13 protein-coding genes, 2 tRNA genes and 1 pseudogene are annotated in these 15,470 nt (G+C 67.4%); 9 read left to right on the top strand and 7 right to left on the bottom strand.

What is annotated here, in order from left to right:
• Positions 1–204 (top strand): annotated as a pseudogene (locus VD964_RS14335) (glutathione-disulfide reductase); the annotation flags it as partial.
• Between the two features lie 288 nt (positions 205–492).
• A complete protein-coding gene (locus tag VD964_RS14340) occupies positions 493–1,395 on the top strand; it encodes a manganese catalase family protein (protein WP_324869246.1) in 903 nt (300 codons plus the stop codon).
• Between the two features lie 27 nt (positions 1,396–1,422).
• Here the strand turns inward: VD964_RS14340 and VD964_RS14345 are convergent, their stop codons facing one another.
• On the bottom strand, positions 1,423–2,787 hold the full coding sequence (locus tag VD964_RS14345; protein ID WP_414637150.1) for an AmpG family muropeptide MFS transporter: 1,365 nt from the start codon (positions 2,785–2,787) through the stop codon (positions 1,423–1,425).
• A 301-nt stretch (positions 2,788–3,088) separates the two neighbouring features.
• On the opposite strand from VD964_RS14345, the gene VD964_RS14350 reads away from it, so the two are divergent.
• A complete protein-coding gene (locus VD964_RS14350; protein ID WP_324869248.1) occupies positions 3,089–4,480 on the top strand; it encodes a class II 3-deoxy-7-phosphoheptulonate synthase in 1,392 nt (463 codons plus the stop codon).
• Between the two features lie 59 nt (positions 4,481–4,539).
• Here VD964_RS14350 and VD964_RS14355 read toward each other — a convergent pair whose 3' ends face one another.
• The 4 genes from VD964_RS14355 to VD964_RS14370 form a co-directional block, all read right to left on the bottom strand.
• Positions 4,540–4,995: a flagellar basal body-associated FliL family protein gene (locus VD964_RS14355; RefSeq protein ID WP_310118134.1), complete on the bottom strand. Its 456-nt coding sequence runs from the start codon at positions 4,993–4,995 to the stop codon at positions 4,540–4,542.
• 115 nt (positions 4,996–5,110) lie between these two features.
• Complete coding sequence (panC, locus tag VD964_RS14360; protein WP_324869249.1) at positions 5,111–5,992, bottom strand: pantoate--beta-alanine ligase; 882 nt, start codon at positions 5,990–5,992, stop codon at positions 5,111–5,113.
• A 140-nt stretch (positions 5,993–6,132) separates the two neighbouring features.
• On the bottom strand, positions 6,133–6,297 hold the full coding sequence (locus VD964_RS14365) for a sugar tyrosine-protein kinase (protein ID WP_149224507.1): 165 nt from the start codon (positions 6,295–6,297) through the stop codon (positions 6,133–6,135).
• Positions 6,298–6,498: 201 nt separating this feature from the next.
• A tRNA-Val gene (locus VD964_RS14370) sits at positions 6,499–6,573 on the bottom strand.
• Positions 6,574–6,761: 188 nt separating this feature from the next.
• Between VD964_RS14370 and VD964_RS14375 the strand changes: the two genes are divergently transcribed.
• The gene (locus tag VD964_RS14375; RefSeq protein WP_324869250.1) at positions 6,762–7,643 is read left to right on the top strand and encodes a DUF3108 domain-containing protein; all 882 of its coding nucleotides are present in this window, start codon (positions 6,762–6,764) and stop codon (positions 7,641–7,643) included.
• Here VD964_RS14375 and VD964_RS14380 read toward each other — a convergent pair.
• Positions 7,588–7,839, bottom strand: a complete 252-nt coding sequence (locus VD964_RS14380) for a hypothetical protein (protein WP_324869251.1) — start codon at positions 7,837–7,839, stop codon at positions 7,588–7,590. The two genes, VD964_RS14375 and VD964_RS14380, sit on opposite strands and share 56 nt — an antisense overlap.
• Before the next feature lie 711 nt (positions 7,840–8,550).
• Here VD964_RS14380 and glmU point away from each other — a divergent pair.
• On the top strand, positions 8,551–9,903 hold the full coding sequence (gene glmU, locus VD964_RS14385; RefSeq protein ID WP_324869252.1) for a bifunctional UDP-N-acetylglucosamine diphosphorylase/glucosamine-1-phosphate N-acetyltransferase GlmU: 1,353 nt from the start codon (positions 8,551–8,553) through the stop codon (positions 9,901–9,903).
• A gap of 56 nt (positions 9,904–9,959) precedes the next feature.
• On the top strand, positions 9,960–11,786 hold the full coding sequence (gene glmS, locus VD964_RS14390) for a glutamine--fructose-6-phosphate transaminase (isomerizing) (protein WP_324869253.1): 1,827 nt from the start codon (positions 9,960–9,962) through the stop codon (positions 11,784–11,786).
• Positions 11,787–12,169: 383 nt separating this feature from the next.
• On the opposite strand, the gene VD964_RS14395 is transcribed toward glmS, so the two are convergent.
• Positions 12,170–12,246 (bottom strand) — tRNA-Arg (locus VD964_RS14395).
• Positions 12,247–12,473: 227 nt separating this feature from the next.
• On the opposite strand from VD964_RS14395, the gene VD964_RS14400 reads away from it, so the two are divergent.
• From VD964_RS14400 to VD964_RS14410, 3 genes are read left to right on the top strand one after another with little or no spacing between them, the layout of a single operon-like run.
• Positions 12,474–13,571 carry a LacI family DNA-binding transcriptional regulator gene (locus tag VD964_RS14400; RefSeq protein ID WP_324869254.1) on the top strand — a complete coding sequence of 366 codons (1,098 nt, stop codon included), beginning with the start codon at positions 12,474–12,476 and terminating at the stop codon, positions 13,569–13,571.
• Positions 13,568–14,584, top strand: a complete 1,017-nt coding sequence (locus VD964_RS14405) for an ABC transporter substrate-binding protein (RefSeq protein WP_324869255.1) — start codon at positions 13,568–13,570, stop codon at positions 14,582–14,584. The genes VD964_RS14400 and VD964_RS14405 overlap by 4 nt, the downstream gene beginning before the upstream one ends.
• Entirely contained in the window at positions 14,581–15,468 is an 888-nt protein-coding gene (locus VD964_RS14410; protein WP_324869256.1) for an ABC transporter permease, read from the top strand. Before VD964_RS14405 ends, VD964_RS14410 begins: the two co-directional genes overlap by 4 nt.
• Positions 15,469–15,470 lie beyond the last annotated feature (2 nt).

Genomic DNA, 15,470 nt, shown 5'->3' on the forward strand with positions numbered 1-15,470 from the left:
CTGGTGGTCGACGGCGAGAGCCAGCGCGTGCTCGGCTGCCACATGATGGGCATGGACGCGCCGGAGATGATGCAGCCGCTGGCGATCGCGCTGAACTGCGGCGCCACCAAGCGCGACTTCGACCGCACCATCGCGCTCCACCCCTCCACCTCGGAGGAATTCGTGCTGATGCGCGAAAAGGCGGAGCCGGAAAAGAAGATCTGACTGCCTGAAAAACGGGACTGCCGGAACGGGCGGCGCGAGGGAAACCACCCCTTCGCGCCGCCTTTTTCGTGGAATCACGTCTTCTTCCATGCACCGGGAGTTATAGCACGCCAAGACAGGGCAGTTTTCCTGGAACACTTCTAAAGATCATGGGTTGAGGACGGGTGAGCGATCCGGAACGGCACGTCCTGCTGGTCTCCCCTGCATCCCCGGCGATGGGCCGGTCCGGATTTCTCCGATCCTCGGCCCCCGCCAGGCGGGCCATCAGACGCAGGAGGAGTCCCTCGCATGTTCATGCACAACAAAAAGCTCATGTACACGGTGCGCGTGTCGGAGCCCAACCCGGTGCTCGCCAGCCTGATGCTGGAGCAGTTCGGCGGCCCGCAGGGTGAACTCGCCGCGGCCATGCGCTACTTCACCCAGGGTCTGGCCGACGAGGATCCGGGCCGCAAGGACATGCTGATCGACATCGCGACCGAGGAACTGAGCCACCTCGAGGTGATCGGCTCCATCGTCGCCATGCTGACCAAGGGCGCCAAGGGCAAGCTGGCCGAAGGTGCGGAAGAGACTGCCGACCTCTATGCCAACATCACGCAGGGCAACGGCAGCCACACCCTGTCGCTTCTGTATGGCGGCGGCCCGTCTCTGGTGAACTCCGCCGGGCAGCTGTGGACCGGCGGCTACATCGACAGCATCGGCGAGCCGACGGCCGACCTGCGCTCCAACATCGCGGCGGAATCGCGCGCCAAGATCATCTACGAGCGCCTGATCAACGTCACCACCGATCCGGGCGTGAAGGATGCGCTGGGCTTCCTGATGACCCGCGAGATCGCTCACCAGAAGAGCTTCGAAAAGGCGCTGTACGCCATCGACAACAACTTCCCGCCGGGCAAGCTGCCGGGCAAGCCGGAATACACCGACAAGTACTACAACATGAGCCAGGGCGAAGGCGACATGCGCGGCCCCTGGAACCAGGGCGCCCAGTGGGAGTTCGTGGACGTCAAGATGGGCGACGCCCCGGTCAACGGCGGCGACGGCAACCCGACGGTGAAGCTGGCCGCATCGGAAATGGCCGCGGTCAACGCCGTGGCCGCCCGCACCATGTCCAAGCCCGACGCCGATCCGATGACCGGTGCCGACCTGGGCGCCGGGCCGGGCGCCGGCAAGACCAAGACCACCACCGGGGGCTGACAGCTCTCTCCGGCGATGCCGTCCCCGTCACTGCGCGGGGACGGCGGTCTCCCGTTCCCGGCGGTGGAGCCCCATCAGCCAGACCAGCAGGCAAAGTGCCGGAATGGCGCCGGCCATCGACAGCAGGAAGAAGCTGATCCAGTCCATCCGCTCCGCCAGCCAGCCGGACGAGGCGCCGAACAGGTCGCCGCCCAGCTTGTAGAAGCTCGACAGCAACGCATATTGCGTCGCGGTATAGGCGACGTTGCACAGCCCCGACAGATAGGCGACGAAGCCCGCGGTGGCGATGCCGCCGCAGACATTGTCGATCACCACCGTCACCGCCAGGATCGATACGTCGTGGCCGGTCCAGGCCAGCAGGACGTAGCCCAGGTTCGACACCATCTGCAGGATGCCGCCGATCATCAGGCCGCGCAGCACCCCGACCTTGCCGACCAGAAGCCCGCCCAGCAGTCCCCCGGCGATGGTCGCCCACAGGCCGAACAGCTTGCTGACCGTGGCGATCTCCGACTTCGTGAAGCCCAGGCTGATGTAGAAGGTCGACGACATCTGGCCGGCCAGAACCTCCCCCAGCTTGTAGCTGGCGATGAAGGCCAGGATCAGCACCCAGGCCCGCCGCTCCATGAACTGCAGGAAGGGCGCCACCACCGCGCCATAGAGCCAGGCGAGCATCACCGCGCTGCGGCCCGACAGATGCGGCCGGCGCGCCAGCCACTCGGCGATCAGCTTTTCGCGGGCGCTGGGCGGCGGCTCCTTCGGTTCGCGGCACAGCAGGATGGTCGCCATCCCCACCAGAACCAGCGCCGCCATCGCCTCGTAGGCGGTGCGCCAGCCATAGGCCTCCGCGATGTAGAGGGCGCCCGCCCCCGCCGCCATCAGGCCGAAGCGATAGCCCAGCACCAGCACCGCGGCACCGGCGGCCTGCTGATGCTCCTCCAGCACCTCGACGCGGTAGGCATCGACGACGATGTCCTGGCTGGCAGAGCAGAAGGCGACCAACACCGCGCACAGCGCGGTCCACCACAGATCCTGCCCGGGATCGGTGGTGCCCAGCCCCACCAATGCTGCGATCAGCGCCGCCTGCGCCGTCAGCGCCCAGCCGCGCCGCCGCCCGAACAGCCGCGTCATCACCGGCAGCCTCATGCGGTCGATCAGCGGCGCCCACAGGAACTTCAGCGCATAGGGCATGGTGACCAGCGCGAACAGGCCGATGTTGGTCCGGCTGACGCCTTCCTCGGTCAGCCAGACATTCAGCGTGGCTCCGGTCAGTGCCAGCGGCAACCCTTCGGCAAAGCCCAGGAACAGGATCGCCAGCACGCGCGGGTCGCGGTAGACCGCCAGGGCCTGCCCCCAGGAGGACAGGCGCCTTGCCCGCCAGGATGTCGCTTTCACCAAAAAGGGCTCCTCTCGGGCAATGATCGGGGGCATCGGTCGGGGTGGCCGGTTGCCCCGATGTATAAAGGGCGCAAGGCCCCGCCGCCAGCGGCGCCGACGCGAACTTCCTTTCATCTGCAATCACCCCCGATGGCGAAGCATGGGGCGCCGCGGCACAGCATTGCCGGCAGGCGGGCCGAAACTGTGGAAAAGTTACCGCGAGTCGCGCTATAGAGTACCCCCCAATGGGATTCGCCGCCGGTCGTTCGCCGCCCGCCCGGCCCCCGTTCCGCAATCGTCAAGGAAGAGCAGGCGCGTCATGGTCGAGCGTTGGACACCCGCCAGTTGGAAGACGAAACCGGCGAAGCAGTTGCCGACTTATCCCGACCGGTCCAAGGTCGAGGCGGTCGAACAGCGTCTGTCCTCCTATCCGCCGCTTGTCTTCGCCGGCGAGGCCCGCCGGCTGAAGGCCAAGCTGGCCGAGGCCGCCGCCGGTCAAGCCTTCCTGCTGCAGGGTGGCGATTGCGCCGAGAGCTTCGCCGAATTCCACCCCAACAACATCCGCGACACCTTCCGCGTCCTGCTGCAGATGGCCGTGGTGCTGACCTTCGGCGCCTCGATCCCGGTCATCAAGGTCGGCCGCATGGCCGGCCAGTTCGCCAAGCCGCGCTCGGCCGACATGGAGGCCATCGACGGGGTCGAGTTGCCGTCCTACCGCGGCGACATCATCAACGGCTTCGACTTCACCAGCGATGCCCGCGTTCCCGATCCGGAGCGCATGATGCAGGCCTACACCCAGGCCGCCGCGACGCTGAACCTGTTGCGCGCCTTCGCCCAGGGCGGTTACGCCGACCTGCACAAGGTCCATCAGTGGACGCTGAGCTTCGTCGAGAAGTCGCCGGCCGGCGAGCATTTCCAGGAGCTGGCCAACCGTCTGGACGAGGCTCTGGCCTTCATGGCCGCCTGCGGCATCACCGCGGAGACGACGCCGCAGATCCGCGAGACCGACTTCTTCACCAGCCACGAGGCGCTGCTGCTGCCGTTCGAGCAGGCGCTGACCCGCGTCGACAGCACCACCGGCGACTGGTACGACGTGTCGGCCCACATGCTGTGGATCGGCGACCGCACCCGCCAGCCCGACGGCGCCCATGTCGAATTCCTGCGCGGGGTGAAGAACCCGATCGGCCTGAAATGCGGTCCGACCACCGACCCGGACGAACTGATCCGCCTGATCGACATCCTGAACCCGACCAACGAGGCCGGGCGCCTGACGCTGATCGTGCGCATGGGCTCCGACAAGGTGGCGGAGAAGTTCCCGCCGCTGCTGCGCAAGGTCCAGCGCGAAGGCCGCACGGTGGTGTGGTCCTGCGACCCGATGCACGGCAACACGGTGAAGTCGACCACCGGCTACAAGACCCGTCCGGTCGAGAGGGTGCTGGCCGAGGCGCGCGGTTTCTTCGAAGTGCATCAAGCCGAAGGCACCCATGCCGGCGGCGTGCATTTCGAGCTGACCGGGCAGGACGTGACGGAGTGCACCGGCGGCGCCCAGGCGATCACCGACCACAATCTGGCGCTGCGCTACCACACCGCCTGCGACCCGCGCCTGAACGCCAGCCAGTCGCTGGAACTGGCCTTCCTGCTGGCCGAAAAGCTGAAGGAAGGCCGCCAGTCGCGCGACGCCCAGCGCCGCGCCGCCGTCGCGGCCGAGTGATCGAAACAGAGTGAACGGATTGGGGCGGGCGTCCTCGCGGCGCCTGCCTCCACTCTCTTCTACCGCACCACCATCCGGTCCAGCAGGATATCCTTCACCCGCACGCCCCGCAGTTCGCGGTCGAGCACGCCCGCGATCGTGCTTTTCATCAGCATTGCCCCGTCGGCGCCGGTCAGCTGCTGCGGGTCGATCTGGCGCATGCGGTCGGACAGTTGGTCGGAGATGCGGGGGACGTAGGGATCGGCGACCTTGCCGTCGACCGACGGATCGATCTCCAGCAGAACCTTGACGTCGACCATCCGTGCGCCGCCACCGCCCAAGCCGAAGGTCATCATCGGCAGGGCGGCGTATTTCTTGCTGACCCCCGGCTGTGCCTGTGGCGCAGGTGCGCGGTTCTTGCTGGCCACCACGGCACCCGTGGTGCCGAGCGCCGCCAGCGCCAGCAGCAGGCCGGTCAGAACCAGCGGCATCAGGGACACCGTTTCCCCATGCCGGTTGCGACGGACGAGCCGCACGATCGCCTTTCCGCCCCCAATCCCGGGGGTCTCACGTCCCATCGCCGACGATGCTAGGCCTGCAGCAAAGTCAGGTCAAATGCCGATCGATCAGTCCGGAGAACAATCCGTCCGGTCAGCCGGCCGGAATCACCGGAACATTGTCGATCAGCCGGGCCTTGCCCATCCAGGCCGCGGCGAGGAGCCGGGCGGGACGGGTGACGGCGGTCACCGGCTCCAGCGTTTCGGCGTCGCGCAGTTCGACATAGTCGATGGTGCCGAATCCAGCCTCGGCGATGCGGCCGCGGATCCCGGTCAGGGCACCGTCGGCCTCGGCCCCACGAGCCAGCGCCTCAGCCGCCGCGGTCAGCGCCCGGTGCAACTCCGGCGCACGGGCACGCTCGTCGGCGCTGAGATAGGCGTTGCGGGAGGACATGGCGAGCCCATCGGCCTCGCGCACCGTCGGCAGTCCTTCGACGCGGACGGGGATGTCGAGATCGCGGGTGAAGCGGCGGATCACCATCAACTGCTGATAGTCCTTCTCGCCGAACACCGCGACGTCGGGCAGTGCCTGCAGGAACAGCTTGGTCACCACCAGGGCGACGCCGCCGAACATCTGCGGCCGGAAGGCACCGCACAGCCCCTCCGCCGGGCCGCCGACCGAGATGGCGGTGGCGAAGCCTTCCGGATACATGGCGCGTACCGACGGGGCATAGAGCGCGTGGCACCCCGCCGACGCGAGCTTGGCGGAATCGCCGGCCTCGTCGCGCGGGTAGCGGTCGAAATCCTCATGCGGGGCGAACTGGGTCGGATTGACGAAGACGCTGGCGACCACCCGGTCGGCCAATTCCCGCCCGCGCCGCACGAGGCCCAGATGTCCGTCATGCAGCGCCCCCATCGTCGGCACGAGGGCGACGGTCAGCCCCTCCCCGCGCCAAGCCGCGACCTGTGCTCGCAGATCCTCGACCGTCCTCATGATCGGCAGGTCGCTGGAGGTCTGGGCGGCGGTCAACGTCATGGCGGCGGTCCTTGCGCGTCGAATTCGCGCGCTGGATAACGCGTCGGACCGTTCCTGTCCAGAAAAGCTTTCTGTAAGACATACTGTTGCCGAAGCGGCGGCGAAGGCACCCCCTCCCCCGCCGCGTCGAACTTGGAAAATCAGCGCTTGATGGTGATGCCGACCAGATAGGCCAGGTTCGCCCAGGCCAGCAGCGTGGCAAGCAGCGCGGTGAAGGACGGGACGAAAATCACCGAACCGATGATGATGGCGAGGACCACGACGAGCAGGCCGAGAGAGAGCAGAGCGATGCGGGTATCGTCCATGAGGTGAGGCTTTCCGAAACGGGTGACAGGGAATGACCCAACCTACCGTATTGCAACGCAAACGGGGCTGATCTGCGTCAATCGACCGCGGATTCGGCAATTATATAAGTATAAACTGATGCACATTTTCAGTGTAGTCCCGGGGCAAAAATGCCGGGAAAAGAAAAAGGCTCCGGACTTTCGTCCGAAGCCTTTTCTTAATGGTGGGCGCGACAGGGATTGAACCTGTGACCCTTCGCGTGTGAAGCGAATGCTCTCCCGCTGAGCTACGCGCCCGAACCTTGAAACTCTTTGCCCCGTTCCGTCCAGCCGATCCGGCTGGCTTTCCCGGGAGCGTCGCGACCGTCTTTCGTCGGCCCCGCCGCTGCGGTGGGCGGGTTTCTACGGCCTTCCCCGCCGGGTGTCAAGCACCAGATTCATCACCATCTTAAAAAAGATTTCGCCGACCGCAGGAGCCCCGGACCGTGCCCCATCCCAGCCCTCTCCGCCTCCCCAACCGTTTCGGAACGGCCCTGCTGGCCGCCGGCCTGTCGCTCCCCCTGCTGCCGCTCGCAGCACCGGCAGCCATGGCGGAGCCGCTGAAGGCGACCTACCGCGTGTTCGTCGGCGGCGTCACCGCGCTGGACGTGGATGCGACCCTGGACGTGACCGGCGACCGCTACCGGATCGCGGTGTCGGCGGTGACCGGGGGCACCATCGGCCGCCTGTTCACCTGGAAGACGGAATCGCAGAGCGACGGCCGCCGCCAGGGCGACGACCTGAGGCCGGCCAGCCACCGTCAGTCCAGCCAGTTCCGGGGGGAGCCGCGCAACGTCACCCTGACCTACGGGCCGCAGGGCGATGTTTCCGCCACCGTCACGCCCCCGCCGGAGACCGACGACCGCGAGCCGGTGCCGCCCGCCCTGCAGCGCGGCACGCTGGACCCGCTGTCCGCCGTGCTGGACCTGCTCTTCGCGGTGGGGGCGACCGAACGCTGCGACCGGTCGCTGCCGGTGTTCGACGGGCGCCGCCGCTATGACATGATGTTCACCGAGGTGGGACGGCGGATCGTCGATCCGTCACGCTATTCGGTCTTCTCCGGCGTCGCCCAGCAATGCCGGGTCAGCTACAAGCCGGTGGCGGGATACGGCAGGTCCGGCCCCACCGGCCGCTTCTGGCAGCGGAGCAATCCGGCGGACCGGCCGCCGGTGGATCTGTGGTTGGCCCCCGTCGCCGCCGGCTATCCGCCCCTGCCGGTGCGGCTGGAGACGGACAGCGATTTCGGCAGCGTGGTCGTCCACCTGACGGGCGTCACGCCGCCAGCGGCAGACCGCCGGACCGGGGCCTCACAGCCGCCGATCCGTTGACCGTTGCGGCGGGCGTGATCCCGGCGGGCGAGCGGGTGTCGAGGATCAGGTCCGACGGCTGAATGCCGGCGCGCCGCATCGCTTCGTTCAGCGCCCCCGCCGACGGCCAGAGAAGACGGCCGTCCAGTTCAAGCAGCGCGCCATCCAGAAGCGCCGCATAGCCGCCCAGTTTTCCCATATGAACGACCCGAGCCATGCGAGAGACCATGGTGGAGTTCCTTCCCATTGGGGACCGCCGTAGCGCGGCGTCGACTGCGGCACGACGTGCCGCCGCCCGGCCCGCACCCGGCAGGTTCTTGATTGCTTGTCTTGCCAGCCGGAAGCGGACAGCAGCAGGAGCGTGGTGCAGATGGCCAGCGAACCGGCCGTCACGGCATCGTCCTGCATCATGGTGCGCCCTCCCGGATCGACCCTAATACTGTAGGGGCTTTGCCGTGGCCGTGGGCGGATCCTGAGGGATACCGCAGCTGTCCAAAAGGATAGTATCAGCGTATGCATCGTTCCGTTGCACCGGCGGTCGCCGCGGTGAACGGACTGTCCGCAGCCTTCAGGGAGCGTTCGGCGCATCGGCAAAGTGGTGCGGGACGGGCCGGCACTCACCCTTTCCACACGCATGCCCGCCTTGGGACGATCCCGACCGAAGCGGCTATTTCCGCCGTCCGGTGCAGGACCACGCCATGGCCGGCGCGGCTATGACAGGCTGAAACAAAAGTTGACTTGGGCTTCCTTTGCGTGCTGTGGCACACCACTCTCGGAATTGCCGATGGTGCAGTGCGCACTCCGGAAGATGCGTCGCCCGCAGGAGCAGTGATGTCTTAACCTTTCCCGGCTCAAGTACGGCGCTTTCATCGATCGGTTTCCCTCCACCCCTTCCCGTCCACACCAAGGTCCGACCAGGAACACCACCATGGCCCATCGTCCGCTCGCCTGCGTGATCCTCGCCGCCGGCAAGGGCACGCGCATGAAATCCGATCTGCCCAAGGTGCTGCACCGGGTGGCCGGCCGGCCGATGGTCGGGCATGTGCTGGCCGCGGTGAAGACGCTCGACCCCGACCATGTCGTGGTGGTGGTCGGCCCCGGCATGGACAGCGTCGCCGCCGCAGTCGCCCCCTACCCCACCGCGGTCCAGCATGAGCAGCGCGGCACCGCCGACGCCGTGCGCGCCGCCTTCGGCCTGCTGGAGGGGTTCACCGGCGACGTCATCGTCCTGTACGGCGACACGCCGCTGGTCACTCCCGACACGCTGCGTGCCCTGGTGCAGGCGCGCCGGCAGGCGGCCGACCCGGCGGTGGTGGTGCTGGGCATGCGGCCCGACGATCCCGGCGCCTATGGCCGCCTGATCCTGAATGCCCGCGGCGGGCTGGAGAAGATCGTCGAGTATCTCGACGCCAGCGAGGAGGAACGTGCGGTCACCCTGTGCAACGCCGGCCTGATGGCGTTCGACGGTGCGCGCATGTTCGACCTGATCGGCAGCGTCGGCAACGACAACGCCAAGTCCGAATACTACCTGACCGACGTCGTCCAGATCGCGCGGCGCGCCGGCATGGCCTGCGCCGTGGTCGAGGCCGCCCCGGCCGAGGTGGTCGGCGTCAACTCCCGCGCCGAATTGGCGGAGGTGGAAAAGCTGCTGCAGCGCCGCCTGCGCAAGGCCGCGATGGACAACGGCGCCACCCTGATCGACCCCGACAGCACCTTCCTCAGCGTCGACACCAAGCTCGGACGCGACGTGGTCGTCGGTCCGGGCTGCTTCTTCGGCGCCGGCGTGACCGTGGGCGACCGGGTGGAGATCAAGCCCTACTGCCATCTGGAGGGCGTGCGCATCGACAGCGGCGCCGTCATCGGCCCCTTCGCCCGGCTGCGTCCGGGTGCGGAAATCGGTCCGGACGCCCACATCGGCAATTTCGTCGAGGTGAAGAACGCGGTGATCGAGGCCGGGGCCAAGGCCAACCACCTGACCTACATCGGCGACGCCCGCGTCGGCGCCAAGGCCAACATCGGCGCCGGCACCATCACCTGCAACTATGACGGCTTCAACAAAAGCCGGACCGAGATCGGCGCCGGGGCCTTCATCGGCTCCAACAGCGCGCTGGTCGCACCGGTGGTCATCGGCGAAGGCGCGATCGTCGGCGCCGGCAGCGTGGTGACGATGGCGGTGGAGGCCGATGCCCTGGTGGTCGCCCGCGGCAGCCAGAAGGCTTACGCCGGCTGGGCACAGCGTTTCCGCGAACGGAAGCAAAACGAGAAAGCAAAAAAGGCGTAGGATCGGTTCGGGTCCTCACTCTCCGGTCGGCATCTTTTTTCAGGAGCATCAGGTCCATGTGCGGCATCATCGGCATCAACGGCATTCACGACGCATCCCCCCGGCTGGTGGAGGGCCTGCGCCGGCTCGAATACCGCGGTTATGACAGCGCGGGCGTCGCCACCCTGGTGAACGGCCACATCGAGCGCCGCCGCGCCGAGGGCAAGCTGGTCAACCTGGATATGAAGCTGCGCGACCAGCCGCTGTCCGGCACGGTCGGGATCGGCCACACGCGCTGGGCCACCCATGGCGGCCCGACGGAGAACAACGCTCATCCCCACGCCACCAAGCGCGTCGCCGTCGTCCACAACGGCATCATCGAGAATTACCAGGAGCTGAAGGACGAGCTGACCGGCCACGGCTACGTCTTCGAAAGCGCCACCGACACCGAGGTGATCGTCCACCTCGTGACCTATTACCTGGACCAGCAGGGCATGACGCCGGTCCAGGCGTCGGCCGCCGCCTTCAAGCGCTTCACCGGCGCCTTCGCCCTGGTGCTGATCTTCGCGGGCGAGCATGAACTGATGATCGGCGCCCGCCACGGCACGCCGCTGGCCGTCGGATATGGCGACGGCGAAATGTATCTGGCGTCCGACGCCTTCGCCCTGGCGCCGCTGACCAACCGCATCTGCTATCTGGAGGACGGCGACTGGGTCGAGGTCAGCCGCACCGCCGCCATCGTCCACGACGCATCGGATGCGGTGGTGGAGCGGCCGGTGAAGACCACCGCGGTCTCCGGCGCCCTGATCGGCAAGGACGGCTACCGACACTACATGCTCAAGGAAATCTACGAGCAGCCGCAGGTCATCGGCGACACGCTGAACGCCTACATCAACCCGGAAACCGGCGCCTTCGCCTTGCCGGACTTCCCCTTCGATCTGGCCGGCGCGTCCAAGCTGACCATCGTCGCCTGCGGCACCGCCTACTACGCCGGTTTCGTCGCCAAATACTGGTTCGAGACGCTGGCCCGCATCCCGGTCGAGGTCGACATCGCCTCGGAGTTCCGCTACCGCGAGGCCCCGCTGCCGCCGGGCGGCATCGCGCTGTTCATCTCCCAGTCGGGCGAGACGCTGGATACGCTGGAGGCCCTGCGTTATTGCAAGCGCCAGGGCCAGAAGATCCTGTCGATCGTGAACGCCCCGGAAAGCACCATCGCCCGGGAATCCGACGCCGTGCTCTACACCATGGCGGGGCCGGAGATCGGCGTCGCCTCGACCAAGGCCTTCACCACCCAGCTGACCACGCTGGCCTGCCTTGCCGTCACCGTCGGCCGCGCCCGCGGCGCCATCGACCAGGAGCGGATGCAGCAGATCGCCCACGCCCTGCGCGAAGTCCCCGCCCGCGCCGCCGATGTGCTGGCCCATGACGAGCGGCTGAAGGAACTGGCTCAAGAGGTGTCGGAGGCCCGCGACGTGCTCTATCTCGGCCGCGGCGCCATGTACCCGCTGGCCCTGGAAGGCGCGCTGAAGCTGAAGGAGATCAGCTACATCCATGCCGAGGGCTACGCCGCCGGCGAGCTGAAGCATGGTCCGATCGCGCTGATCGACGACAATGTGCCGGTGATCGTGCTGGTCCCGTCCGACGCCCTGTTCGAGAAGGTGGTGTCGAACGTGCAGGAGGTCTGCGCCCGCTCCGGCAAGGTCCTGCTGCTGGCCGACAAGAAGGGCATCGACAAGCTGAAGGACAAGGTCCGCTGGTCGGTCGAACTGCCGGCCTGCGACCCGCTGGTTGCCCCGCTGCTCTACGCCATCCCGGTCCAGTTGCTGGCCTACCATACGGCCGTGCTGAAGGGGACGGATGTCGATCAGCCGCGTAATCTGGCGAAGTCGGTTACTGTCGAGTAAAGCAGAAGGCGCAGAGTGTAGTTGTTGTCGGCGGAGAATAAAGCCTGCGAATGGGCTGAGTAAGTAGTCCCGCGCTTCCTGGGAGGTCGTATCCTTAGTTGAGGATACGCTTCCGCGGGATCGGGCATTCCCTGCATGAACTTGCCCGGAGAACGTGAAGAACCTCCCGCTATGGTCTGAGGGAGCGGGAGGTTTGGCGGCGGTGCCGCCTATCGGCGCAGGCCGATGGAAGAGTTCAAGCAAGAAGCGGTTCGGCTGGACCGCCGCCGGATCCGTGACAGACGCCGCGACCACGGTGAACGCCAAATCCGCCCGCAACATGACGCAAAGCGAGCCAAAACGAAAAGGGCCTAGCCGCTGAAACGGCTAAGCCCTTGAATTCATGGCGGACCCGACGAGATTCGAACTCATGACCTCTGCCTTCGGAGGGCAGCGCTCTATCCAGCTGAGCTACGGGTCCATCGCTGGTGGAGGTGGAACATAGTCCAAGCCCTGCGGCGACGCAAACACTAAATTCAGCCTTTTTCTGAAGACGCCGCAACGCCTCGCCCCCGCTTCGTGGAAACGTTTCCATTCTTCATGAAACCGTTTTCCTGACGTCACGCGATTGCAACACGCCGCCATCACTCTGCCCCACACCGGATCGGCCGGTGACGCAAGGACGGGTGGTTGATGGTACGGGATGGGATGCGGTTCACGGATGGGCAGACGCCGCGGGGCACCGCCCGCGGGGTGGAGCGCGTGGCGACGATCCGCGATGTGGCGGCGCGCGCCGGGGTGTCCATCGCCACCGTGTCGCGCGTCCTCAACGGCAGCGGTAACGCCACGCCGGAAACCATGGAAAAGGTCCGTGCCGCGGCGTCGGACCTGTCCTTCCGCCCCAGCACCATCGGGCGCAGCCTGAAGGCGGCGCGCACGCGCACCGTCGGCGTGCTGGTGCCGTCGCTGACCAATCCCGTCTTCGCCGAGAGCGTCGCCGGCATCCAGGAAGCGGCGGCGGAGGCCGGATACAGCGTCCTGATCGCCTCTACAGATTATGATCCGGGCAAGGAATCCCGCGCCATCGAAGGACTGCTGTCCAATCGGGTGGAAGGGCTGGTACTGACCGTCGCCGACGCCGACCGCAGCGGCTCGCTCGACACGCTGGACGAGGTGCGGCTGCCCTATGTGCTGGCCTACAACCAGCCGGAACGCGCGTTGCGCGCCCATGTGTCGGTCGACAATGTCGCGGCATCCCGCGCGGTGGCGGAGCGGATGGCGGTGCTCGGCCACCGGCGCATCGGCATGATCGCCGGGCGCTTCCGCCAATCCGACCGCTCGCGGCGGCGCCATGCCGGCTGGCAGGCGGCGCTGACCGATGCCGGCCTGCCGCCGGGGCCGGTGGTGGAGGTCGATTTCAACGATTTGCAGCTGGCCCACCGGCTGGCCCCGCATCTGGAAGGGCCGGAGCGGCCGACCGCGTTCTTTGCCTCCAACGACATGCTGGCGCTCGCCACGATCCGGACCCTGCGCGACCTCGGCCTGCGGGTGCCCGACGACGTGTCGGTCTGCGGATTCGACGGGATCGAGGTCGGCCGGCTGATGTCGCCCAGCCTCGCCACCCTGGTGCAGCCGGCCCGCGCGATGGGCGCCACCGCCTTCGAATGCCTGCGCACCGGATTTTCCGGCGATCTGCAGGGCCGCGCCGTGATGCTGCCCTTCACTTTGCGTCCGGGCGAATCGCTCGGGGCCGCGCCTTCCGAACCGATCCAAGCGCTTTCCGAACGGAGATACCCTCGATCATGATGAAGCCGTTCCTGCTCGGCGCCGCCGCTCTGGCCGCCGCCCTCACCGCCACGGTCGCTCCCGCCAAGGCGGCGGAGCAGACCGCCATCTGCTACAACTGCCCGCCGGAATGGGCCGATTGGGCGTCGCAGCTGAAGGCGATCAAGGCCGATCTTGGCATCGCCGTGCCGTTCGACAACAAGAACTCCGGCCAGTCTCTTGCCGCCATGCTGGCGGAAAAGGACAAGCCGGTCGCGGACGTCGTCTATCTCGGCGGGGCGGTCGGCATCCAGGCCAAGGCGGCGGGCGTCGTCGCGCCCTTCAAGCCGGCGGCCTGGGCCGAGATCCCCGATGGGATGAAGGACGCCGACGGCAACTGGTTCGCCATCCACAGCGGCACGCTGGGCTTCTTCGTCAACACCGAGGCGCTGGGCGGAAAGCCTGTACCGCAGAGCTGGGCCGACCTGCTGAAGCCCGATTATTCCGGCATGGTGGGCTATCTGGACCCGACCAGTGCCGCCGTCGGCTATGTCGGCGCGGTTGCGGTCAACCTGGCGCTGGGCGGCGATTACGGCAGCTTCGACAAGGCGGTCGGCTGGTTCAAGGACCTGCAGAAGAACCAGCCCATCGTGCCGAAGCAAACCTCCTACGCCCGCGTTCTGTCGGGCGAGATTCCGATCCTGATCGACTACGACTTCAACGCCTACCGCGCCAAATACACCGACAAGGCCCCGGTCGCCTTCGTCATCCCGAAGGAAGGCACCGTGTCGGTCCCCTATGTGATGGCGCTGGTCAAGAACGGCCCGAATCCCGAGAACGGCAAGAAGGTTCTGGACTACGTCCTGTCCGACAAGGGCCAGACCCTGTGGGCCAACGCCTTCATGCGCCCGGTCCGGGCCGAGGCCATGTCGCCGGAGACCGCCGCCAAGTTCCTGCCGGCCGCCGACTACGCCCGCGCCAAGCCGGTCGACCTCGCCCGCATGGCCGAGGCGCAGAAGGGCTTCATGGACCGCTATCAGGCGGAGGTGAAGTGAGCGCCTGCGTGCAGGATGCTCCCCTCCCGCACCGGCCCGCGGCATCCCCGCGGGCCGGCCTGGAAGGGACGGGCGAACCGCTGCGGCTGGCGGCCCTGCTGGCGCCGGCGGCGGCGGTGTTCGCAGCGTTCTTCCTGCTGCCGCTGGTCCGCCTGATCCTGATCGGCGCCGGCGGGGCGGAGGGCTGGTCCGCCTATCTCACCACGCTCGTCGATCCCGGACATCTCGACAGCCTGATCTCCACGCTGGCGCTGTCGGCCGGGGTGACCCTGGTGACGCTGGCGGTTTCGACCGTCGCCGGGCTTTTCCTGGTGCGCCATCACTTTCCCGGGCACGCCCTGCTGGTGGCGCTGCTGACCTTCCCGCTGGCCTTTCCCGGCGTGGTGATCGGCTTCATGGTCATCATGCTGGCCGGACGCCAGGGGCTGATCGGCACCATCACCCAGGCGCTGACCGGGGGAAAGCTGGTCTTCGCCTATTCGATGGCCGGGCTGTTCCTGGGCTACGTCTATTTCTCGATCCCGCGCGTCATCCTGACGGTGATGGCGGCGGCGGAGAAGCTGGACCCGCGGCTGGAGGAGGCGGCGCGATCGCTGGGGGCATCCCCCTGGCGGGTGGTGGCCGACGTGATCCTGCCGGCGCTGAAACCGGCACTGATTTCCGCAGGCGCGCTCTGCTTCGCGACCTCCATGGGCGCGTTCGGCACCGCCTTCACGCTCGCCACACGCATCAATGTGCTGCCGATGACGATCTACACCGAATTCACACTCCAGGCGAACATCGCGGCGGCGGCGGCGCTCAGCGTCCTGCTCGGCCTCATCACCTGGGCGGCCCTGGCGGTTGCGCGCAGCGTCGCCGGCACCTCCGTCGCGGCGGCGGGGTGACG

The organism is Azospirillum sp., assembly GCF_035628975.1.
Taxonomy (GTDB): Bacteria; Pseudomonadota; Alphaproteobacteria; order Azospirillales; family Azospirillaceae; genus Azospirillum.